Here is a 22,811-nt window from a genome sequence, read left to right as displayed (position 1 = left end):
GGAGATATCAGTGGCGATCATGTTCGTCAGAGCACAGGTGATCAGCAGGGGAGCGGGACGCAGCATCGTCTCGGCCGCTGCCTACCGCCATCGCGCCCGGATGGTGGACGAACAGGCTGGGACATCCTTCAGCTATCGCGGCGGATCGCGTGAACTGGTGCATGAGGAGCTGGCCCTGCCGGACCAGATCCCCGCCTGGCTGAAGATGGCGATCGACGGACAACCCGTCGCCAAGGCAAGCGAGGCGCTCTGGAATGCCCTCGACGCCTTCGAGACGCGGGTGGACGCACAGCTTGCCCGCGAGCTGATCATCGCGCTGCCGGAAGAGCTGACGCGGGCGGAGAATATCGCCCTGGTTCGCGAATTCGTCCGGGACAATTTCACGTCGAAGGGCATAGTCGCTGACTGGGTCTATCACGACAAGGACGGCAATCCGCATATCCACCTGATGACGACGCTCAGGCCTCTTACGGAGGAGAGGTTTGGGCCGAAGAAGGTGCCAGTCCTCGGCGATGACGGGGAGCCGTTACGTGTCGTCACACCGAACAGGCCGAACGGCAAGATTGTCTACAAGCTCTGGGCCGGCGACAAGGAAACCATGAAGGCGTGGAAGGTCGCGTGGGCGGAAACAGTCAACCGCCACCTGGCGCTGGCCGGCCATGAGATCCGTCTCGACGGCCGCTCCTATGCTGAGCAAGGCCTTGATGGCATCGCGCAGAAACACCTTGGTCCGGAGAAGGCGGCGCTCGCGCGCAAGGGTGCCGAGATGTATTTCGCGCCGGCCGATCTGGCGCGGCGGCAGGAGATGGCCGACCGGCTGCTTGCCGATCCGGAGCTTCTCCTCAAGCAACTCGGCAACGAACGTTCCACCTTTGACGAGCGCGATATCGCCAAGGCGCTGCACCGCTATGTCGATGATCCGGTGGACTTCGCCAATATTCGCGCGCGGCTGATGGCTTCGGACGATCTGGTGCTGCTGAAGGCGCAGCAGGTCGGAAACCAAACGGGCAAGGTGACAGAGCCGGCGGTGTTCACCACGCGGCGGATCCTGCGCATCGAATATGAGATGGCGCAGTCAGCCGAGGTTCTGTCAATGCGAAAGGGCTTCGGCGTTTCCGGTGCCAAGGCCGCCGCTGCCGTGCGAAGCGTCGAAACGGCCGATCCGGAAAGGTCCTTTAGGCTCGGTGCGGAACAGGTCGATGCGGTCCGTCATGTCACGCGCGATAATGCCATCGCGGCCGTCGTCGGACTTGCCGGCGCCGGGAAGTCGACGCTGCTTTCGGCGGCTCGCGTCGCATGGGAAAGCGATGGCCGACGGGTGATCGGCGCGGCCCTTGCCGGCAAGGCCGCTGAAGGCTTGGAGGACAGTTCCGGCATCCGGTCGCGCACGCTGGCCTCCTGGGAGCTTACCTGGGCCGGGGGGCGTGAACAGCTGGGTCGCGGCGATGTGCTGGTGATCGACGAGGCCGGCATGATCTCCTCGCAGCAGATGGCGCGTGTCCTCAAAGCCGTGGAGGACGCAGGCGCAAAAGCCGTACTGGTCGGCGACGCGATGCAACTGCAGCCGATCCAGGCGGGTGCGGCGTTCCGGGCAATTACCGAACGGATCGGGTTTGCGGAACTTGCCGGCGTGCGGCGGCAGCGGGATGCCTGGGCGCGCGCTGCATCCCGTCTCTTCGCGCGCGGCAAGGTCGAAGAGGGCCTCGACGCCTATGCGCAGAGGGGCCGCATTGTCGAGACCGAGACCCGGGCCGAGATCATTGACCGCATCGTTGCCGATTGGGCCGATGCCCGCCGTGACCTACTTCAGAAATCTGCCGTGGGCGAGTATCCGGGACGTCTTCGCGGCGACGAACTGCTTGTGCTTGCCCACACCAACGATGACGTTCGGAAGCTGAACGAGGCCCTGCGCAAGGTCATGATCGACGAGGGCGCGCTGACAGGTGCGCGCCAATTCCGGACGGCACGTGGGCTTCGTGAGTTTGCCGCGGGCGACCGGATCATCTTCCTCGAAAACGCCCGCTTCCTTGAACGGCGGGCGAAGCGCCTTGGTCCCCAATATGTGAAGAACGGCATGCTTGGCACGGTCGTTTCATCCGGCGACAAACGCGCAGACGCGCTGCTGACGGTGCATCTCGACAATGGCCGCGACGTCGTGATCAGCGAGGACAGCTACAGTAATGTCGATCACGGCTATGCCGCGACCATCCACAAATCTCAAGGCTCGACCGTCGACCGGACCTTCGTGCTCGCCACCGGAATGATGGATCAGCATCTGACCTATGTGGCGATGACCAGGCATCGTGACCGCGCGGATCTCTACGCTGCGCGCGAGAATTTTGAACCGAAGCCGAAATGGGGGCGCAGGCCCCGTGTCGACCATGCTGCCGGCGTCACCGGTGAATTGGTGGACACCGGGTTGGCCAAGTTCCGGCCGCAGGATGATGATGCCAAGGAAAGCCCCTACGCCGATGTGAGGACGGACGACGGGACCGTTCATCGACTTTGGGGCGTGAGCCTGCCGAAAGCACTTGAGGAGGGTGGAATCTCGACGGGCGATACTGTGACGCTCCGCAAGGATGGCGTCGAAACGGTCACGGTAAAGGTACGCGTCACCGATGAAAAGACCGGCAAGAAGCGCCTCGAGGTACGTCAAGTCGAGCGCAACGTCTGGACTGGAACACAAGTCGAACCTGCCGATGCGCGCAAGGCTAGGATCGAGCGGGAAAGCCATCGGCCGCATGTGTTCAAACAGCTTGTTGAGCGCCTTGGGCGATCTGGCGCCAAGACGACGACGCTCGATTTCGAAAGCGAGGAAGGCTATCGGGAGCATGCCCGTGATTTTGCCCGGCGGCGCGGCATCGACACGCTGGCCCGGGTCATTGCGGAATTGGAGGAGGGGGCGGCGCGACGGTCGGTGTGGCTTGCGAAGATGCAGTCGCAGCTGGCGAAGCTCTGGGAGCGGGCGAGCATTGCGCTTGATTTCGCGATCGAACGGGAACGGAGCGTCTCGTACAGCGAGGAACGCAGAGTATCCTTCGCTGCCGGCAACCCGTTGGGTGGAAGCTATTTGATCCCACCCGCCACCGAATTCCCCCGCAGCGTTGAAGAGGATGCGCGTCTCGCGCAGCTCTCCTCGGAACCGTGGAAGGAGCGGGAGCAAGTACTCCGGCCATTGCTGCAGAAAATCTATCGCGACCCGGATGGCGCGCTGTCGGCGCTCAACGCTCTGGCGTCGGGCGCAGGCGTCGAGCCGCGCAAGACTGCCGAAGATATTGGCCTTGCGCCCGAACGCCTTGGCCGATTGCGCGGCTCTGGCCTCATAGTCGATGGCCGTGCCGCCCGGAACGAGCGCAACGCTGCCATGGCCACCTTATTGGAGCTGCTGCCGTTGGCGCGCGCGCATGCAACCGAGTTCCGCAGACAGGCGGAGCGCTTCGCCATTCGCGAGCAGCAGCGACGCGCCTATATGTCATTGTCCATCCCCGCGCTTTCGAAGCAGGCGATGGCGCGTCTCGTCGAAGTCGAGGCGGTCCGGGAGCGCGGCGGGGCCGACGCCTACAAGACGGCCTTCTCCTATGTCGTAGAGGACCGCTTGCTGGTCCAAGAGATCAAGGCCGTCAACGAGGCGCTGACCGCGCGCTTCGGCTGGAGTGCCTTCACCGCAAAGGCCGATCCTATCGCCGAGCGAAATGTTGCCGAGCGCATGCCGGAAAATCTCGCCACTGACCACCGTGAAAAGCTAGTGCGCCTGTTCGAGGTGATCAGGCGCTTCAGCGACGAGCAGCATCTCGCAGAAAAGCAGGATCGCTCGAAAATCGTTGCCGGCGCATGCATCGAGTTCGGAAAGGAGGCAGTGTCCGTGCTGCCCATGCTTGCCGCCGTCACGGAGTTCAAGACACCGATCGCCGATGAAGCGCGGGAAAGGGCGATTGTCGTTCCCCATTACAATCATCATCGCGCCGCCCTCGTGGATGCGGCAACGCGCGTCTGGCGCGATCCGGCTGGCGCGGTCGCCAAGATCGAGGAGCTTGTCGCGAAGGGCGTCGCCGGTGAGCGGATTGCTGCTGCCGTCAGCAACGATCCGGCCGCCTACGGCGCGCTGCGCGGCTCCGACCGCATCATGGACAAGTTACTTGCTGTCGGCCGGGAGCGGAAGGCCGCGCTTCAGGCTGTGCCAGAAGCAGCAAACTGTGTCCGTTCCCTCGGAGCGTCGTATGCCACCGCGTTTGAGGCCGAAACCCAGGTGATCGCCGGAGAGCGCCAGCGTATGGCGGTCGCCATTCCCGGTCTATCGCAGAAGGCTGAGGATGCGCTGCGGCAGTTGGTGGTGGAGAAGAAGAAGGAGGGCAAGCTCGAAGCCGCCGTGGGTCTGCTCGATCAGCGCGTCGCCCAAGAATTCATCGCCGTTAGTCGGGCGCTCGACGAGCGCTTCGGTCGCAACGCCGTCCTGCGCGGGGAGGAGGACGTCATCAACCGTGTGTCGCCGGCGCAGCGCCGCGCCTTCGAGGCGATGCGAGATCGGCTGCAGGTCTTGCAGCAGACTGTGCGACTGCAACGCAGCCAGGAGACCGTTTCGGAGCGTCAGCGGCGCGTCATCGAACCCGTCCGCGGTATTGCCGGAGAGCATTGAAGAAAGCACAACGAGAAGGGCAAGGCTGAATAGGAACCCGCTTACGACGTGATCATCCGCACCTAGCTCGCCATCGAGAGGTCGTCAGGATCAGATCGCCTTGGCCAGCGTTACGGCAACGCTGAAAAAATGACCGAGCCCGCCATGCACGGCGTCGGTGGCTTGGTTTAAAGCTTGCGGCAGAGGGGGCCAGCGATATTTGGTTCAACTCTCCTAGTGCAACGGACCGACTATGGCGCGCCTTCATTTCGTGGCATCGTGCCCCCGCAACCCGCGCCGACTTCGAATAAGGCGCTGTATTTCCGAAGCAGTGTCGTTTGAGCACAGCAGGACGCGTCCTTAACCGACGTGCCCGATTCCTCTGATCTTGTCATGGTTCTTTCCCGCAATTCGGAAAGCGGCGATTGACGATATCAGAATCTCTGATACATATCGGACGCAATGCTTGGAGGATGTATGAGCACGCGATTTCTGATGATCGGCCCGGAAGACGGCAAGGATGTGTTGAAATGTCTTTCGGCGCCGGCGCGGCTATCTATGCTGGAACTCCTGCATATCCGCGGGCCGCTGAATGTCAATGAAATCGCAGAGGCGCTGGACCTGCCGCAATCGACAACCTCGACCCATCTCAATGTTCTGGAAGAGGCGGGGCTGATCCGCACGGAGGTCTCCAAGGCGCGCAAGGGCAGCCAGAAGATCTGCCATGCGGTGCACGAAGAAATTGTGCTCTCCTTTGCCAGCCACGCCCGCACCGCCCAGGAGGCGATCGAGGTGGCGATGCCGGTCGGCCTCTACAGCGGCTACGAGGTCTTCGCCCCCTGCGGCATGTGCTCGCGCGACGGCATCATAGGCTATCTCGACAGCCCCGACACCTTCCTGGCGCCAGACCGGATGAAGGCCGGTCTTCTTTGGTTTACAAGGGGTTATGTCGATTACCAGTTTCCCAACAATGCCCGCATCAAGGGGGCGGAAGTCAAGGAACTGGAGGTCATCCTGGAACTGTCTTCCGAGGTGCCGGGCACCTCGGACAACTGGCCGTCCGACATCACGCTTTCAATCAACGGCAAGAGCATCGGCGCCTGGACTTCGCCGGGCGATTTCGGCGACCGCCGCGGCAAATATACGCCAGACTGGTGGAAGCTGCGCGGCAGCCAGTACGGCGTGCTGAAGTGTTTCCGCGTGACGGAAAACGGTACCTTTATTGACGGCATCAGGGTTTCCGAGACCAGTCTTTCGGATTTGAATCTGCTCGAACACCGCTCGATCCGGCTTCGGATCGAAGTGCCGGAAACCGCGGAACATCCCGGTGGAATCAATATCTTCGGCCGGGGTTTTGGCAATTACGATCAGGACATCGTGCTGCGTCTGAAGATCTGATTTCATCCAATTGGGCTGTTGCCGGCGAAAGACGGTTGACGCTCACACCTCCCTGTGCAATTTATCATATAAATTGATATATATCTGAATTTCAGATATACAGGGAGGCAAGCATGCGTGCAGTCGGTACCGCCCACAGCGGTTACGTCATTGGTACTATCGATCCCCGTCTTTACGGTTCCTTCGTCGAGCATCTCGGCCGCGCCGTGTATTCGGGCATCTACGAGCCGGATCATCCGACCGCCGACAAGAACGGCATGCGCCAGGACGTCATCGATCTCGTTCGTGAAGCCGATGTTCCGATCGTGCGCTATCCCGGTGGCAATTTTGTATCAGCCTATAACTGGGAGGACGGCATCGGCCCGCGTGAAGAGCGCCCGGTGCGCCTCGACCTCGCCTGGCACAGCTCGGAAAGCAACCACGTCGGCATCCACGAATTCGCCGACTGGGCGCAGGCCGCCAACACCGAGATGATGCTTGCCGTCAATCTCGGCTCGCGCGGTCTCGATTCCGCCCGCGCCTTCCTCGAATATGTCAATCATCCGGGCGGCAGCTACTGGTCGGACCTTCGCCGCAAGAACGGTCGCGAAGAGCCCTGGAACGTCAAGCTGTGGTGCCTCGGTAACGAGATGGACGGCCCCTGGCAGATCGGCCAGAAGACGGCGGAAGAATACGGTCGCATCGCCTTCGAAACCGCCAAGGCCATGCGCGCATTCGACAAGTCGATCGAGTTGGTCGTCTGCGGCTCTTCCTCGCCGAAAATGCCGACCTATCCGGCCTGGGAAGCGACAGTGCTCGATTACACCTACGATTCCATCGACTACATCAGCCTGCATATGTATTTCGACAATCACGCCGGCAACACGGCGGACTATCTCGCCCAGAACGCTCGCCTCGATGACTATATCACCACGATCGCCGGGGTCATCGCCTTTACCAAGGCCAAGAAGCGCTCGAAGAAGGATGTCTATATCAGCTTCGACGAGTGGAACGTCTGGTACCATTCCCGCGAGGCCGACCGGAAGGTTCTGGAAGGCAATGACGGCTGGCCGCATGCACCGGCGCTGCTCGAAGATATCTATAACTTCGAAGACGTGCTGCAGGTCGGCTGCATCCTCAATACCTTCATTCGCCGTTCGGATGTGGTGAAGGTTGGCTGCCTGGCGCAACTCGTCAATGTCATCGCCCCGATCATGACCGTTCCGGGCGGTCCGGCCTGGCGCCAGACGACGTTCTTCCCCTATGCCTACGCGTCGAAATACGGCCGCGGCAAGGCGCTGAACCTGTCACTCGATTGCCCGAGCTATTCAACCGACTCTGCTGCAAAAGTTCCCTATCTCGACGTTTCCGCCGTCGAAACCGAGGCCGACGGCGCGCTGACCTTCTTCATCGTCAACCGCCACCAGACGGAAGCGATCGATCTCGATCTGGCGCTCGAAGGCTTCGGCACCCGCAAGGTGATCCTCGACAAGGTGATGGAGGGTCATGACCTGCGCGCCGTCAACGACCCTGGCTCTGAGAGGATTGCGCCGAAGGATGGTGCTGGCACAGCGGTTGCCGATGGCCGCTTCACGGCCAGTATCGCGCCCCTGAGCTACCGGATGATCCGGCTCGGCGCATAAGGCTGGAACGACGGGGAGGGAGGCACCATGTCGGCATCGATCGAAATCACCAAGGTCACCAAGCGTTACGGTGCGCTCACTGTGCTGGACGACATCTCGTTATCCATCAAGGCTGGCGAGTTCATCGTTTTCCTCGGCCCCTCGGGCTGCGGCAAGTCCACGCTGCTGCGGATGATCGCCGGTCTGGATGATGTGACGGACGGCACGATCGCCGTCGGCGGAGAGCGTATCGATACTCTGCCGCCCGGACAACGCGGCGTTGCTATGGTGTTCCAGTCTTACGCGCTTTATCCGCACATGACCGTCGCCCAGAATATGTCCTTCGGCCTTGAAAACATCGGTGTGGCAAAGGCTGAAATCGAGCGTCGCGTCCAGCAGGCGGCTGCGACGCTCGAAATCGCTCACCTTCTCGACCGCAAGCCGGCCAAACTGTCCGGCGGCCAGCGCCAGCGCGTGGCGATCGGTCGCGCCATCGTCAAAGAGCCGAAGGCCTTCCTTTTCGATGAACCGCTGTCGAACCTCGATGCGGCCCTTCGCGGTCGCACCCGGCTTGAACTTGCCCAGCTTCACGGCCGCCTCGGCAGCACGATGATCTTCGTGACGCATGATCAGGTGGAAGCAATGACGCTCGCCGATCGCATCGTCGTCATGCACAACCGCAAGATCGAACAGATCGGCACACCGATGGAAATCTACCAGCGCCCGGCAAGCCGCTTTGTCGCCGGCTTCGTCGGCTCGCCAGCCATGAATTTCGTGCCGGTCAACGGTACCGTTGAAAATGGTCATACGCTTACCATCGGCACGAGCGGTCTCGGTGATATCGCCGCCGCTATGCGTCTGCCCGCACGCTTTTCGCCTGACGGAGCAAGCCTCGGCATCCGTGCCGAAGACGTCGTCGTGCTGCCGGCCGGCCAAGCTGGCATTCCACTTACGGCCGAAGTGGTCGAGCGGCTTGGCGATCGCACCCTGATCTACGGCCACCTCTCGGACGGCACAAAACTCGTTGCCGAAACCGACGGCCGCAGCGAAGCGCGCATGGGCGACACCCTGCAGATCGCGCTCGATACCTCGGCCCTGCATCTCTTCGACGCCGATGGTATCGCCCACCATGCGGAGGGCAATTGACATGGCCGATAGCTATCGCCGCAGCCAGTGGAGCAACGGCTTTTTCGTTCTCCCGTATCTCCTCGTCTTTCTGGTGCTTCTCGTCTTCCCGCTCTTCTGGGGCGCGTGGTTGAGCCTGCACAAGGTCGATCTCTTTGGCCCCGGCCGCTTCCTCGGCCTCGGAAACTACGGGCGCGTGCTTGCCGATCCGGTCTTCCTGCAGGCGCTGCGCAACTCCATCATCTTCGTGCTCGTGAGCGTTCCGGCCCTGGTGGCGCTCGGCCTATTTCTGGCGGTTGCGCTCAACAGGACGACGCGGACAACGTCGTTCCTGCGCGGCCTGTTCTTTTCGTCTTCGGTGCTTTCGGTAACGATCGTGACGCTGATCTGGCGTTTTGTGTTCATCCCCGGCGATGGCCTACTGGCCGTCATTTCGGAGGGGCTCGGCATCCAGCCTCTCAACTTCCTGTCGACGAGCGGTTGGTCGCTGTTTTCAGTCGGCGTCGCCACCGTCTGGTGGTGCCTCGGCCTACCGATGATGCTGTTCCTCGCAGCCCTGCAGCAGATCCCGAACGATCTCTACGAAGCCGCCGCCCTCGACAACGCCAGCCCCTGGCGCGTGCTGACTCGTGTGACCCTGCCCTCAATCGCCCGCACCATCATGTTGGTGACGATCATCCAGATCGTCATGCAGTTTCAGCTTTTCGGCCAGGCGCAGTTGATGACCAATGGCGGCCCGAACGGAACGTCACGTCCGCTGGTCATGTACATCTACGAGGTCGGCTTCGTGCGCTGGGATGTCGGCAAGGCGGCTGCAGCGTCCGAGTTCTTGTTCCTCATCATTCTTGTCGCGGCCATGGCCCAGTATCTGGTCTCGACCCGTAGGTCGGAGGCTTCCTAATGAGCGCTGATCAACCGACCTACCGTCCTGAACGCTTGACTGCCAATCGCACCTTGCTAACGGTTGCCATCATTCTGTCCATCGTGATGATGGCGCCCGTCGCCTGGATCGTCGGCCTATCGATCAAGGACAACAAGGAACTGATGCTCGGCACGGAATCCGTGTTCGAGCTGCCCTACACGCTCGCCAACTACCTCGACATCCTCTATTCATCGCAGGCCTTCGGCTGGTTCTTCAACAGCCTGGTGGTTGCGGTCGGGCAGACCATCGGCGTTCTCACGCTGTCGTCGCTGGCAGGTTATGCATTCGCCCGCCTCGAGTTTCCGTTCCGCCGGACGATTTTCGTCATCGTGCTCTTCGGTCTTGCGGTGCCGGAACAGGCAGTCATCATCGCACGCCATCAGATGTTCAGCTGGTTCGGCCTGCACAACTCCTATACCGGGCTGATCCTGCCGGGTCTGTCGTCCGCCTTCGGGGTCTTCCTGATGACTCAGTTCTTCAAGGCGATCCCCAAGGAGATCGACGAGGCGGCTCTGCTCGACAATGCTTCGCCGTTGCGCATCTTCTGGAAAGTGGTCCTGCCCCTATCCCTGCCGGCCCAGGCAACGCTTGGCATCTTCACCTTCCTGCATGCCTGGAACGATTACTGGTGGCCGCTCATCTCCGCCACGAAGAAGGAGATGTTCACGCTCACCATCGGTATCGCGTCGTCCCAAACCAACTTCGCTCAGAGCGAAGGGCTCGGTTTTCTTAGCGCCCAGGCGGTCTTTGCCAGCCTGCCAGTGCTGATCGTCTATCTGATTTTCCAGCGCCATATCGTCACCGCGGTTTCGGGTGGTGCTGTGAAGTGACTGCTGCTGCGGCCGGGAGGGATTGGCCGCAGCAGGTTGGAACCAGGGGCAGGACGCCCCTCCAAAGGGAGAGATATACCATGAGACGTTTTCTACTCAGCACGGCAGCCCTGATTGCGCTGACCTGCGGCACCTCGGCTCACGCCCAGACCAAGATCGAACTGCAGCGCTTTTTTGGCGCCTGCGATGCCGATTATGGGACCGTGACCGACGTTTCCAAGGCGGTCGGTGAATGCGGCATCATCACCTCGCTGGTCAACAAGTTCGAGGCTGACAATCCGGATATCGACGTCAATGTAACTACCGTCGAATGGCCGGGCTACGATCAGCTCAACGCCCAGCTCGCCTCGGGTGCCGCACCGGATGTCGTGTCGATGCACTATTCCGCGATCTCCGATTACCAGTCGCGCGGCCTGATCGACCCGGTTGATGACGTTCTCTCCGCTCAGGGCATCTCGCCCGACAGCTTCACCGATGCCGCCCGCGGCGGCGTCACCAAGGATGGCCAGATGTTCGGCCTGCCCTTCGACAACTGGACCATGCTCTTCCACGTCAACCTGAACCTGATGAAGGAAGCCGGCCTCGTCAACGCTGACGGCACGCCGATCTTGCCGAAGTCGGTTGATGAACTGATCGCCCAGGGCAAGCAGTTCAAGGAAAAGACTGGAAAGCCCTATCTCGTCCAGATCCTTGCCAACGAGACCGCCGCTTACGCCCGCATCCTTTATACGTTGCTCCAGCAGCAGAATTCGGACTTCTTCGCCGATCCGACCAAGGTCAAGCTCAACACACCGGAAGCCAAGAACGTCGTCGAGCTGCTGAAGAAGATCAAGGACGAGGGCCTGACCACGACCGGTCTCGACTATGCGGCGGCTGTGACTGCCTTCACCCATGGCGATGGCGGCATTGCCGTCAACGGCACCTGGCTGATCGGCGATTTCGTCGCCCAGTCGCAGGAGGACGGAACGGCGCTTGCCAAGGGCTACACCGTCTACCCGGTCCCGCAGCTCTATCCGGGGCAGGACAGCACCTATGCGGACGGTCACAGCTGGGTTCTGCCGCACAAGAATCGCACGCCGGAACAGACGGAGGCCATCGGCAAGCTCTTCAAGTTCCTGGCCGACAACGACTACGAATGGGCCCGCACCGGCCACCTGCCGGCGGTCAAGGCCGTCTTCGACAAACCGGAATTCAAGGCGCTGCCGCACCGTGAGAGCATCGCGGAAATCGCCCTGACCGGCCGCTCGCTGCCGGGCGCCGTCCAACGGCAGTTCGCGATCCAGGATATCATCGGTGAAGAAGTCGGTGCTGCCGTCAACGGCGACAAGTCCGTCGACGAAGCCCTGACCAGTGCCGAAAGCCGTATCAACGACCTGCTCGCCAATATCTGAGCCGGCACCAGACGACCTCCCAGAGGGGGCGTGGGGACTTCGGTCCCCGCGCCCCGATCGCAACGAACCTTTTGCGTTGTTCGGCGCGCATAGAAATTCATGGCTGTCGGTTCTCGAACTCATCGAGAATGCAGCGTTCGCCGCCGTCAATCCGCTCGAGGATCCTGGCACGAGCGTTATCGCCGGATTCGAGACCGCATGCTAGCAGCCGAATGCTGATTACGAGATTAGCTCGGCGGATTTTCAGGTTGAATCGGTAGGGCTTCCGTTGGGGAGCTTTGCACCATGCCGCTGATGACGCGACGGTCATCGACCCCGGTGGGCACAGGGCTGGTTCTTCGGCTGCAGCGGTTCGATGACCGACCACTGCTGATCGCTCAACCAGAATTCGCTTCCCATGCGTCAACTCCATTATTCCGGGATAGAATCATGGAAATCAAACGCATCAATAGGGTGATTGAGTACTGACCTAAAGGGCACGTCGTCAGACGGGTGCCATTCAACGTGCTCACCTGAAAACTTCGCGACGCCGCACAGGCTTCCCAGCAGAAGTGTCCGGATACCATAGAAGGTGATGGTGTCCTGCGCGTCGATCCGGAAATGCAGGCCTTGATCTGTCGGCCTCAGGATAGCGCGTGCGTCACCGAAGTCGAGCAATCGATCGACGCCCGTAGTGCCGATCGAGCGGCAATAGTCGCTATACCGGGCGCAGACCTTTTTGGTGACCTGTAGTGCGTGTTGGACCGGCACGAACGCCTCGGCGGTATGCTTGTACATCGAAACTCCTTGCTGCCAATCCGCGCCATTGGTGCTTCTATTTCCCCCTCGGCGGCTCCGCCGCTGCACATTCGTGGCACAGCATCTATTCCGGTGTTTGCGATACAGTTCGCTCGGCATCGAACAGCTCATGCGTGCGATATTCATGCACGCTTTGGTCGAGCGCTCGACTGCTAATTCTATTAGTCGCCTGAGCGCCGAAACTCGTGTCCAGTGGTCTGAAGCAGGATTTCTTCGGAGAATGGAGATGGAGATACTAGCTGTGCCGGCCGCAGCGCGCGGAGAATTTGCTGACTTGATCGACTCGATGCATCGGCTGCGTGCGCGAGTCTTTGGCGACAGGCTGGACTGGGATGTAGACATAAGGGACGATCGTGAGGCCGATGCTTACGATCAATACAATCCGACCTATATCCTGGCTGTTTCTACAACAGGTGCAGTGGCGGGCTGCGCGAGGCTTCTCCCGGCTACCGGACCGACGATGCTCGCCAATACATTTCCGCAGCTCCTCTCATCGCGACGGCTCGACGCTCATGCAGGCATGGTCGAAAGCTCGCGCTTTTGCGTCGACACGGCGCTCGACGAGGGCAGGACGCGGGGAGGTCTCCACAGGACGACGCTTAAGATGTTCGCCGGCATAATCGAGTGGTCGATGGCGAACGGCTATTATGAGATCGTCACGGCAACGGACCTGCGTTTCGAGCGCATTTTGAAACGCGCCGGCTGGCCGATGCAACGCCTTGGTCGGCCGTGTCCCATTGGCAGCACGATGGCCGTAGCTGGAGTTCTTCCTGCCGACGCCGCGAGCCTTCATCGGATTCGCGCTGCTGCCTGTCGCCAGGGACACGCCTGCACCACAACTCCGCTGCTTGAGGCGGCACGGCGTGGAACCGCGTCTTCAGCCGATTGAACGCAATCGGCTACACCGCCCGCAGAGAACGATGGAGGTCCTCACGAGGGATCAGATAACAACTGACGCTGCGCTAAAGAGGAGACGTCTTTGAATTCCGCGCGACCGCAGATCCTGATCGGTTCGACCGATGCGGATTACTATCTGCTACTCGTCCATATCCTGGAATCCGAGGGATATCAGGTCATTCTTGGTTCCGGGGTCGAGGAGATCGTCCATTTTGCAGGCGAGTACGATGTCGGAGCCATCCTCCTTGATTGTCGATCGGGAGAAGATTGGGCTCCCGCAGCCTGTGTAAAGCTAAAGCAGGAGCCGCGGACATTCGGGATCACGACGGTCGGATTGATTGGACCTGGTGCGGAAAGTCGGTTTATCGATCTGCTGAAGGCCGGTATTGACGAGAATTTCGTAAGACCGATCGCTCCCTCCAAGCTGCTCAGCTTCCTTCGCGACCGTATCCTCCTTCCGCACGCGTCGGGTCCAATGGCGGGCGACGGTCATATCCTCGCCTATGCAGGAATCGAACTGAATACCAACAGGCACAGCGTCAAGTGTTTCGGCATCAACGTCCACTTAGGACCGATCGAATTCCGGTTGCTTCAGTTCCTGATGGAGAACCGCGAGCAGGCGTGCAGTCGCGTACAACTCATCGAAGCTGGTTGGCCCGAGCGTCGTTTCGTCGACGCCAAGACGGTCAATGTCCATATCGGTCGACTGCGCAAGGCGCTTAGCGCGGCCGGTGGCGCAGATCTCATCCGAACGGTTCGATCGTCCGGCTACATGCTCGATGGTTCCAGTCAGCAATCGCAGAACAAGCAGTATCGGCCGAGCGAAGCGACCGGTGACTAGGACAGCATTCCGGTTGTCGAAAAGGAGCAGCTGTCATGGATCTGGTAATTGGAAATGGAGGTCTCATCACCGGCGACGGCAAGACGTTTCACAAGCGGGCTGCCGTGTATGTCCGGAAGGGAAGGATCGCCGGTATCGAAGTCGCTGAGGCTGCCGCAGGCGCTGAAATCGCGGCGCGAGAAATCATCGATGCAGCTGGCGGCATCGTTATGCCAGGTCTCATCAATGCCCATGCGCATGGATGTATTCGGGGGCCTTCCATGCCGAGTGGCTCGAAGCCATTTGAAGGCGAAGATGTTGCCTATTTCCGAAACCGGCATCTTCTTCAGGGAACAACGACCCTTCTCAACGTCTGCGGCCTGGCCATGGCGGACGAAATAGATGTCGACGAGGCAGAACCTCATGCCATGGATATCCGCATTTCCACGGCTCACACTCCGAAAAACATCGAGGCGGCGCTTGTGGTCGACGGCAAGGGACTTTCAACACGGCACCTGAGCGCGACGATAGATGACCTGTTGGCCTCCGGCGCAGTCGCGCTTGGCGAGGCAGGTGGCGGGCAGACATTGGGTGGTGGCGCGCAAGAATACAGGTTCATCCCGCAAGCGTTCCTCCAGGAGTTCGGGGTCGAGATGACGCCCGCTGCCGCGAGGCGTTTGAAGAACGCCGTCCTTGGCCGCTATCTTGATCCGGTAGACGGCCTATCGAATTCGAAACTGACCGACGAGTTGGAGCATTGCGGTCTTTCCGGGGTCACCGAAGCGGATCGCGTTCGCGACATCATTACGCAATCGGTGATGCCTTCGGTTGCCCTCTCGCTGGCCGGATTCGATGAAATCGCCCGCGAAGCCGAGCGGGTCGGATATCCCGCGATCTTCCACAACGCGGCACCATCTGCAAAGCGTCTGATGGCCGCGGTCGAGAAATACCCCAAGGCACGTCTCGTCGCCGGTCATAGCAATCACCCGAGCTTTCTTCCGGACGAGGCAGTCTCGATTGCCCAGAATCTGAGAAGAAAAGGGGCTATCATCGATGTTTCGACATTGGATTGTATCGGGACACGCTGGCGCAACGATCCCTCCAACCTCGACGCGCTGATCGATGCGGGCTGTGTCGACACCATTTCGACCGATTTTGCCGGCGGGTATTGGGATGGAATTCTTGAAGCGATCCAGCGTATGATCAGGAAGAAGCAATTGTCTGTGGCGGAGGCCGTTGCCCTTGCGACCGGGAATGTCGCGCGCGTCTTCACGCAAATGGCCGGCGACCGCGGGCTGATTGAAAAAGGCAAGCGTGCAGACCTGATCGTTGTCGACCACGTTAATCTGAGCCGCGTCAGGCATGTCGTGATCGCAGGCTGTATAGTTGTCAGGAATGGCCGGCTTATTTGACGTTTCAGCCGGAGCTTGGCTATCGCGCCGACGCCGACAATGCTTAGCCGCGGCCGTAATTACGAGATATCGTCGACGGATACGACTGCCACAGCCAACAATGGTCGAGGTTTCAGTCGATCAGTCGCATCCTCAGGCGCTGGAGGAGGGGAACAGCATCTCCTTTTTTCAGTGCCTCAAAAGCCTGCAGGACGGTATTTTGTGCCTTGGGAGAAAACTTGCCCCGCGTCGCTACCGAGAACTTATCTATGAGATCGTCCCAGGCTAAGGGGCGCGCCTTGTCGCCGCGGGGCGAGGTCACCTCGGAGGTGATCAATCTGCCGTCGGTCATTTGCAGGCATACCTGTGAAAGGGTCTCAGTTGGAAAACGGGCGTCGATCTCAGGATTGACCGAGAGACGAACCTTGCGGGCGAATTCGAGGAGGTCCGGCCTGCCCAACTGCGCACTACCGACCGGCGCCAGCGCCGCAGGTCCATCGACAACAGCAATCGCCATGCAATAGGGCAGGCTGTATTGGATCTCCGTCAATGTACTGGGAGACAAGGTGTTTGAAAGTCGGAGAGCCCATTGAAAGGTCTGAACTTCAATTGATGCGATTTGTTCGGTCCTGATGTCCGCGACTTCCGAGAGCGCCGCAAGGGCATCAAGAGCGGGATGGATGTAGCGGCAGCAGGAATAGGGTTTGAAATAGACCCCCGAGATCTCAGCTGGATCACCCAAGTCAGCGATGATGCTCGGCCGGTCGAAGTGCGATGCATGATCGAGCAAATCCTGCGGCCCGGTAAATCCCCGCTCCGCGAGGCGCAATGCGGTCAGGCCCGTCACGACACTCCAGGGAATACCCTCCTTGACGTCGTTCCCGGTGAGGTTGGCATAGCCGGAGCTGCCGTTCGCCTCCTGGTTTGGTGCGAGCACTCCGGCCACAGCGAGCGCGTGTGCGAGTGCCGGGGGATCGGTTCTGTAGAGGCGGCCGGCCGTGGCCGCAGCAGCATAGCCGGTCCAACGTCCCGATTGTCGGCTTTTTATTGCTTGCGGGTTCTGCGCCACGGCAATGCGAATTCCGATCTCGTATCCGAGAGCGATTGCGGTCAGGAGGTCATCGGCGGATGAACCAATCGCAGATGCCACGGAGAGTGCTACGGGTATCACAGCCGCGCCGGGATGACCGCGCGCGGCGCGATGGCCGTCGTCGAAATCGAGTGCGGAGGCTGACGCAGCGTTACAGGCTGCCGCAGCAGTGACCCCGAGACATTCACCCGTAAACCAGACCGAAGCCCGGCCGGTTCCAAAATCGTGTCGGGCGACCGCGCGGACTGCGCGTGCACTCGGTACGTCGCAGCCGACGACGTAGGCGGTGACTGCATCCACAATACAGCAGGTGGCACTGAGCCTCAGGTCGGGCGGCAGAGCATCGGAAGGATAGTTCGCCAGATACTCTGCGAGGATTTCGGTGGCATACATCCGCCCCCTCCGTAAAGCTTGGGACGCCGGGCGTCAGTTCGTGCCAGATGACTGGACGGATGACGCCATGCCCCCATCTGGCGAGAACCAGGTTTCGTAGACATGGGCGGCGACGTAAAGGTCCAGCATAGGCAGGCCAACGCACGTAATGAGGATCGGGAATTCCGATCCGCCGCCCGCGTCGCAGAAATCTTTTAAGTTCAAGACACCGAGCACTGGGCCGAGCTGCTCCAATGTCGATCCCTTGCGTGAGAAGTAAAGCGCCAGGCTTTGGGAGTTTCGCCGCGACACCATGGAAACGTCGTCACAGAGCGCCAATCCGCGCCGAAGAACGTTTTGGACATGGCAGGACGGCGTCTCGTCTCCACCGAGATGCAAGACAACGGCATTTGGGCAGATTTCTGCGCTCTCAAACACCGGTGCGCTGGCATTCGAAGCGGTGATGACGAACCGGCAATCACGCAGCCTCTGATTATCCGCGACAGCTTCGAGCCGAATTCCAGGTGAGTGCCTGTGTCTTTTAACGAGTTGGCGTGCGGAAGTGCCTGAGCGGCTGCGCACGAAAATCTTCGAGATGATGCCGGCTCCGAAATGACCGAGCACCCTGATGATCTGCTCGGCAATGGGGCCTGCTCCAAAAAGGAAAACGGAGAGTTCTTCTGATTTGGAAAAGAAAAGTTCAAGCGCCATTGAGGCATAGGTTGCCGTTCTTGCGGCAGAGATATCGGTTCCGTCCATCACGCAAAGCGGGCGCAGCGTGAAGTTGTCGAGCAGCAGGATCGTCGACGTCGAACGCGGCTGTCCCAGTCGACGGTTTATCGCATTGGCACCGACCACCTTGACGGCGGCGTATCTGGTCCCAACGCTCGAGAGCGCAGAGAGCTTCCAGCCCAATCGCTCGCCTTGCAACGTATCCCGGTAACCTTCAAACTGGGGTTGGTTCCACAAGGCGGCTTCGGGAAAGGACAAAACAGATTTCAGGCCATGGGCCTGGCCCAAGCGGATGTCGGACCAAGCTGCTCTGGCGGCATCGTGGAGCGCGGATGCCTCGAGACGGACGCCGAGGCGCTTCATTTCCGCAAGTGAAATGTATCTGGGTGTGCTCTCCATCACCATTCTCCGTGGAATTGTCGACGTCATGCGACGGGGAGCAATTTCCCATCTGGAGCGGAGGGATTAAAGGAAAGGTTCGGATACATTTTTGTCGTCTTTTGATGAACGACTTCTGGCGCTCAGAGCCGAACCGTAGATTGTGACCTGGAGATTTCGCGCCGCGACCAGTGGGGAGGGGCGCGCGCAGCCGCGACACCTGGCGGGATGGGGAGCGGCCGCGGCAGCATTTGCAAATCACTTCGTCCGGAGCGTGCCTCAATTTGCTTTGCACATATCGAGCGTCGATCTGCGTCGAAGACGCTAGATGCGTGCGTACGCGAGTGACCAGGGAATTTAAGCCTTTGTTCAAGCTCGGCGGGGTCGCCACCCGCGACGGCGGCAATCGCCGATCGCTCGACTAAGTGCGCTACTCCTGGTCATTGAAAATGATCCGGGCCGACGTTCTTGGCACTGCCGCCCTGGCATCTCATCAGATTGACAAATATGCTACTGAGTAGCAACTTAGGCTCAAAGGAGATAAGCCGATGAGTGTGAAATCGTCGATCTCGCTGACCGAGCAGCAGGATTCGTTTGCGCGTTCGCTGGTGGAGAGCGGTCGGTATTCCAGCATGAGTTCCGTTCTTCAACATGGCCTGGAACTGCTTCGCCAAAAGACCGAAACTGAGGCCGTTGAAACGGCAGCGCTCCGCGAATTGGTCCAGCGGCGATTGAACGGACCAATGATTTCTGCGACGGAAATGGAAAGCCGCGTCGCGGCAATGATTGAGCGGAAGCGACGGGTTGTTCGTGTGGACTCTTGAATATTCTGAGGATGCCGAACGCGATTTCGAGTTGATCTTCGATCATCTGTTCGACGCCTATGTCGAACTTGGGGATGCGCCCGACGAGGCGGTGGAGCGTACTGCTGAACGGATTCGCAAACTGCGTGTTGAAATCGATCGTCTCGTAGAGACGCCCTATATCGGGACGCTTCGCCCCGATATTCATCCCGGAATCCGGTTTTTTCGGCGGGACAAGCCGGCTATTTGGTTTCTTCCGGTGGAGCATAGCCGCGCAATCGTTGTCGCGGCAATTTTCTATGGCGCGCAGGACCACATCAGAAGTATGCTCGCGCGCATGCTGGCGGGGTAAGATTCCTACAGCCCGGAGGCCTTCGTCAGATTGACCCTAAATCGCTCGCGTCGGCGGTGGTACCTGCGGTTCATTTCCGCACGCGCATGGCCAAGCTGCTTTTGCACGTGGCGCTTGTCGACTTCGGCCGACGAGGCCAAGCGGCGCGCAGCGAATGACTGGAGAATTTGGCTGCCCGCTCGTCTTCGCTGAGGTCGTGATGCAAGTCAGCGGGAAGGGCGGTGGGGAACTCCGTCCCCACAGTGCTGATTTGCGGTTGCAGGCTTAGCATGCCGGAATATGCCGGTATCAGCTGACCAATAAACGGAGAAGCGGCCGGAGCGATCCCGCTTTATCCAGCGCGTACACGTTATCAATGGCCTCGAAAGCACCGCTGTCTCCCACGACAGGGCTTGCAAGCCGCAGGAACTTGGCCTCGAGAGCTGATTTCCGCATGGGGTTACTTGCCTCTCCCTCCGCAACGTCTACGTGCCTTTCGAAGCTCTGCCCGTCGCGCAACTGCAAGTAAGCGCTTGCAGCGTGAACGCTTTGAGGTGAGGCGTGGATAGTATGTGGCCTCAGCTCGATACTGTCTTGGAACCGCCCGGCGATCTCGTCATTGAGCCAGTCATCCACGAACCAGTCGGGACCCGGCTCAACGCCGAACACGGCCATAGCGATAGCGTGCGGTGCGCTGAACTGCGCTGCCCACATGTGCCGCGGACGCGCTTCGCTAAATGGCGGTTCGCATACGATCGGAGGTGCGGTCACGACCAGCTTGGCATGCAAGCCGTCGGCGGGATCAATGCTGGCCATCCGGACGACGTCGCGGCTGGCTTGGACACTGCTTTGGATGAGCCGACAGCAACTGAAGGGCTTGAAGCCAACCCGGAGAATTTCGTAGGCGCCACCCAAGCCGTTGGTCAATCGATCGAAACGGCACTCGTCGGCGCCCGCCATCCGCCAGAAACCTGTCTCCCCCTCGAAGACATCCAAAGGCCCCTCGTAGTCGGCAGCGGCAAGGCGCGCGGCCAGGACACCCATTTGCGCGGCCATGCCGAAGTTGTTCTTCGCCATCGATGGCGTGTCTCCGTAGACGGTCTTCATGACGGACGCGACTGGCGCATTCGCAGCGGCGATCGCGATTGCATGCGCCGCTCGCCCGGCGTCGAGACGCATGAGTTTCGCGGCTGCGGCTGCTGCACCGAATATCTGCCAAGTCCCATGGCCGTGAATCGCCTTTCTTGGCTGGACGTGAGCCAGCGAGATGCCAACGCGGCAACCCACCTCATAGCCGGTGATCACGGCCTCGAGTAATTCTGTGCCCGAACACTTCGTGTGCTCAGCGACCGATAAGGCTGCTGCAATCACCGTGGCTCCAGGGTGGCCCTTCTCGTAGATGTCGTCGAAGTCGAGCGCATTGATCAAAGTTGCCTTGACGAAGGCGGCAGCCGCCGGTGCGGCACAGCCGCTGACAGGTGTGCCGGAGGAGGGGGCGACCTCGCCGTCCGCCCGCAGTACCTCCAGCATGCCAGCCATCGGCAGCTGACGCCCTCCGAACAGGCAGCCAAGCGAGTCCAGGAGGCAGAGCTTGGTCTTGTCGATGACGTCGCCGGGAACACGGGCGAGTGCCTCCTCGGCGATATAGCTGCCGAGCGTTTGCGTGATAAAAGCGGTCATATCTGGTGTCCGATTACCCGAGGATGGAGATTGGAGGTCCATTTTCAGGGGGGCGTTGTCTACGTGCTACTAGAAGAAATTGGTGCCCCGAAGGTCTGCACAGGCGGGCTGCAGGAAGAGTTGCAGCGCTCACCGCAGCTGCTACCTCGGTAGACGCGTGCCTGATCGACAAACGAAACCTTGTGCGACGCGGCGGGAATGAGCTTGCGAACCGCCGCCACGCGGTCGAGATCGAGGTGTGCGGAAACCACGCCGACCTGATCGACGGCGCGGGCTATGACCTGTCCCCAGGGGTCGCAGACGAGAGAGTTGCCGTAGGTGAAACGGCGATCTCCGTCCGCTGCAGTGTAGCCTCCCCACTGACCACAGGCGACGAAATAGACCTGTTGCTCGATCGCGCGTGCACGGCAGAGCACTTCCCAGTGGTCCTTTCCCGTCTGTAACGTGAAGGCCGCAGGTAGAATGACCACATCGACGCCGGCGTCTGCGAGCGCATCAAAGAGTCGGGGGAAGCGAAGGTCGTAGCAGATGGCACAGCCGATCCTGAAACCGCCGGCTTCATAAACGAACAGGCTCTCTCCAGGCGCAACGGTGGCGGATTCTCGGTAGATCTTGCCATCTGGCGCCTCGATGTCGAACAGGTGAACTTTGCGGTAGCGGCCGACCTCGTTACCCTCTGGGTCGAAGACGACCGTTGTGTTGTAGATCTTCGAACTTCCATCGACCCTTTCGAGCAAGCTACCGCCGTGGATCCACACCTTTTGCCGGGCGGCGACCGCCTGCAACATGCGATAGGCGTCGCCGCCCGGCATATAATCAGCCGCCGCCAGTTTCTCTGCCGCCGCCCCGCCGGACCAGTCGAAATGTTCCGGAAGAACGATGAGATCGGGTGTATCGCGTGCGATTGCCTGCAGCATCAGGCTCTCGGCCGCGCGCAAATTGCTGTCGCGATCGGGCTGGGAGTTCATCTGGACGAGGGAAATCTTCATTATACGATCCGATCCAATTCGAAGATGGAATGGCCGGCCTCAAGGTAGGGCCGGAGCTTTAGGGAACGCTGTTGGCGCTCGAGGGCGACGTCGGCGATGCGGCGCATATCGGAGGGATCGGCAACGAAGACACCCTCCGTATCTGCCAGGACCGCATGCCCGGGCAGCACGGCAGCCCCGCCGCAGGCGATCGGGACATTGATCGCGCCACCGATCTGGTGCCGGCGGCTGGTCGTCTTGGACGAGACTCCGCGACACCAGACCGGGAAGCGGCTGGTGCGGATCTCCTCGATGTCGGTGCAAGGACCATCGACGATAATGGCGACCGCGCCACGCGCTCGGGCAGCAGCAACGACACCGCCGCCGACGCAGGCAACGTCGTCCCGATCGACCCGGGAGATGACGAGAACATCTCCCGGGCGGAGCAGATCGATTGCCGTGTAGATGACGGCTCCATCGCGGCCGGGCGCGGCGACCGTGACTGCCGTTCCAATGGCCTTGGCCGGAAAGACCGGCGCAATTTCTGCCCCAACAAATCCAAGATATTCGAAGTGGCCGATGGTTGCGGTTTCGACATCCTCCAGCAGTGTTCGCAGTGTGTCTAGTATCGCTTCAGGTTGTTTCTTAATCTTGTATGGCTGGGTCATCGAC

Annotated in this window: 18 protein-coding genes and 2 pseudogenes; 12 read left to right on the top strand and 8 right to left on the bottom strand. The window is 60.5% G+C overall.

All coding sequences use genetic code 11. The features are described 5' to 3' along the window. Positions 1-10 precede the first annotated feature (10 nt). The 7 genes from traA (at position 11) to QM996_RS24850 (ending at position 11,879) form a co-directional block, all read left to right on the top strand. Positions 11-4,633 carry a Ti-type conjugative transfer relaxase TraA gene (gene traA / locus QM996_RS24880; RefSeq protein WP_334196615.1) on the top strand — a complete coding sequence of 1,541 codons (4,623 nt, stop codon included), beginning with the start codon at positions 11-13 and terminating at the stop codon, positions 4,631-4,633. A gap of 456 nt (positions 4,634-5,089) precedes the next feature. Further along, a complete protein-coding gene (locus QM996_RS24875; protein WP_334196614.1) occupies positions 5,090-6,010 on the top strand; it encodes an ArsR/SmtB family transcription factor in 921 nt (306 codons plus the stop codon). A 113-nt stretch (positions 6,011-6,123) separates the two neighbouring features. Beyond that, positions 6,124-7,632 (top strand): arabinosylfuranosidase ArfA, encoded by a 1,509-nt coding sequence (arfA, locus tag QM996_RS24870; protein WP_334196613.1) that lies wholly within the window; start codon positions 6,124-6,126, stop codon positions 7,630-7,632. 27 nt (positions 7,633-7,659) lie between these two features. Continuing rightward, positions 7,660-8,757 carry an ABC transporter ATP-binding protein gene (locus QM996_RS24865; protein ID WP_334196612.1) on the top strand — a complete coding sequence of 366 codons (1,098 nt, stop codon included), beginning with the start codon at positions 7,660-7,662 and terminating at the stop codon, positions 8,755-8,757. A 1-nt stretch (position 8,758) separates the two neighbouring features. Further along, complete coding sequence (locus tag QM996_RS24860; protein ID WP_334196611.1) at positions 8,759-9,637, top strand: carbohydrate ABC transporter permease; 879 nt, start codon at positions 8,759-8,761, stop codon at positions 9,635-9,637. Further along, positions 9,637-10,488 (top strand): carbohydrate ABC transporter permease, encoded by an 852-nt coding sequence (locus tag QM996_RS24855; RefSeq protein ID WP_334196610.1) that lies wholly within the window; start codon positions 9,637-9,639, stop codon positions 10,486-10,488. The genes QM996_RS24860 and QM996_RS24855 overlap by 1 nt, the downstream gene beginning before the upstream one ends. 80 nt (positions 10,489-10,568) lie before the next feature. After that, positions 10,569-11,879, top strand: a complete 1,311-nt coding sequence (locus QM996_RS24850; protein WP_334196609.1) for an extracellular solute-binding protein — start codon at positions 10,569-10,571, stop codon at positions 11,877-11,879. Positions 11,880-12,160: 281 nt separating this feature from the next. On the opposite strand, the pseudogene QM996_RS24845 reads toward QM996_RS24850, so the two are convergent. Both QM996_RS24845 and rctB read right to left on the bottom strand, forming a co-directional pair. Continuing rightward, positions 12,161-12,278: pseudogene (locus QM996_RS24845) on the bottom strand (IS5/IS1182 family transposase); the annotation flags it as partial. Between the two features lie 12 nt (positions 12,279-12,290). Further along, entirely contained in the window at positions 12,291-12,656 is a 366-nt protein-coding gene (gene rctB, locus QM996_RS24840) for an SMa0974 family conjugal transfer regulator (protein WP_334196608.1), read from the bottom strand. A gap of 247 nt (positions 12,657-12,903) precedes the next feature. On the opposite strand from rctB, the gene traI reads away from it, so the two are divergent. The 3 genes from traI to QM996_RS24825 all read left to right on the top strand — a co-directional run bounded on the left by traI (position 12,904) and on the right by QM996_RS24825 (position 15,806). Then, the gene (traI, locus tag QM996_RS24835) at positions 12,904-13,566 is read left to right on the top strand and encodes an acyl-homoserine-lactone synthase (RefSeq protein WP_334198664.1); all 663 of its coding nucleotides are present in this window, start codon (positions 12,904-12,906) and stop codon (positions 13,564-13,566) included. 90 nt (positions 13,567-13,656) lie between these two features. After that, positions 13,657-14,415, top strand: coding sequence for a winged helix-turn-helix transcriptional regulator (locus QM996_RS24830; RefSeq protein WP_334196607.1), 759 nt, complete (start codon positions 13,657-13,659; stop codon positions 14,413-14,415). 35 nt (positions 14,416-14,450) lie between these two features. Beyond that, positions 14,451-15,806 carry an amidohydrolase family protein gene (locus tag QM996_RS24825; RefSeq protein ID WP_500270504.1) on the top strand — a complete coding sequence of 452 codons (1,356 nt, stop codon included), beginning with the start codon at positions 14,451-14,453 and terminating at the stop codon, positions 15,804-15,806. Positions 15,807-15,918: 112 nt separating this feature from the next. Here QM996_RS24825 and QM996_RS24820 read toward each other — a convergent pair whose 3' ends face one another. Together QM996_RS24820 and QM996_RS24815 are read right to left on the bottom strand one after the other, a co-directional pair. Continuing rightward, a complete protein-coding gene (locus QM996_RS24820) occupies positions 15,919-17,268 on the bottom strand; it encodes an MmgE/PrpD family protein (RefSeq protein WP_334198658.1) in 1,350 nt (449 codons plus the stop codon). A gap of 33 nt (positions 17,269-17,301) precedes the next feature. Continuing rightward, positions 17,302-18,378, bottom strand: a complete 1,077-nt coding sequence (locus QM996_RS24815) for an ornithine cyclodeaminase (RefSeq protein ID WP_334198657.1) — start codon at positions 18,376-18,378, stop codon at positions 17,302-17,304. Positions 18,379-18,905: 527 nt separating this feature from the next. On the opposite strand from QM996_RS24815, the gene QM996_RS24810 reads away from it, so the two are divergent. Both QM996_RS24810 and QM996_RS24805 read left to right on the top strand, forming a co-directional pair. After that, entirely contained in the window at positions 18,906-19,181 is a 276-nt protein-coding gene (locus tag QM996_RS24810; protein ID WP_247960063.1) for a type II toxin-antitoxin system ParD family antitoxin, read from the top strand. Next, positions 19,162-19,512: a type II toxin-antitoxin system RelE/ParE family toxin gene (locus QM996_RS24805; protein WP_334198656.1), complete on the top strand. Its 351-nt coding sequence runs from the start codon at positions 19,162-19,164 to the stop codon at positions 19,510-19,512. Before QM996_RS24810 ends, QM996_RS24805 begins: the two co-directional genes overlap by 20 nt. Before the next feature lie 5 nt (positions 19,513-19,517). On the opposite strand, the pseudogene QM996_RS24800 reads toward QM996_RS24805, so the two are convergent. The 4 genes and pseudogenes from QM996_RS24800 to QM996_RS24785 all read right to left on the bottom strand — a co-directional run. Further along, positions 19,518-19,714 (bottom strand): annotated as a pseudogene (locus QM996_RS24800) (integrase); the annotation flags it as partial. 86 nt (positions 19,715-19,800) lie between these two features. Further along, positions 19,801-21,171: an MmgE/PrpD family protein gene (locus tag QM996_RS24795; protein ID WP_334198655.1), complete on the bottom strand. Its 1,371-nt coding sequence runs from the start codon at positions 21,169-21,171 to the stop codon at positions 19,801-19,803. A gap of 59 nt (positions 21,172-21,230) precedes the next feature. Continuing rightward, positions 21,231-22,160 (bottom strand): carbon-nitrogen hydrolase family protein, encoded by a 930-nt coding sequence (locus QM996_RS24790; RefSeq protein ID WP_334198654.1) that lies wholly within the window; start codon positions 22,158-22,160, stop codon positions 21,231-21,233. Continuing rightward, positions 22,160-22,807 (bottom strand): RraA family protein, encoded by a 648-nt coding sequence (locus QM996_RS24785; RefSeq protein ID WP_334198653.1) that lies wholly within the window; start codon positions 22,805-22,807, stop codon positions 22,160-22,162. Before QM996_RS24785 ends, QM996_RS24790 begins: the two co-directional genes overlap by 1 nt. Between the last annotated feature and the right edge of the window lie 4 nt (positions 22,808-22,811).

The organism is Sinorhizobium chiapasense, assembly GCF_045277575.1.
In the GTDB taxonomy this organism is placed as follows: Bacteria; Pseudomonadota; Alphaproteobacteria; order Rhizobiales; family Rhizobiaceae; genus Ensifer; species Ensifer chiapasense_A.
Note: the sequence above shows the minus strand (reverse complement) of the source record. Positions and strands in the feature narration are given on the sequence as shown.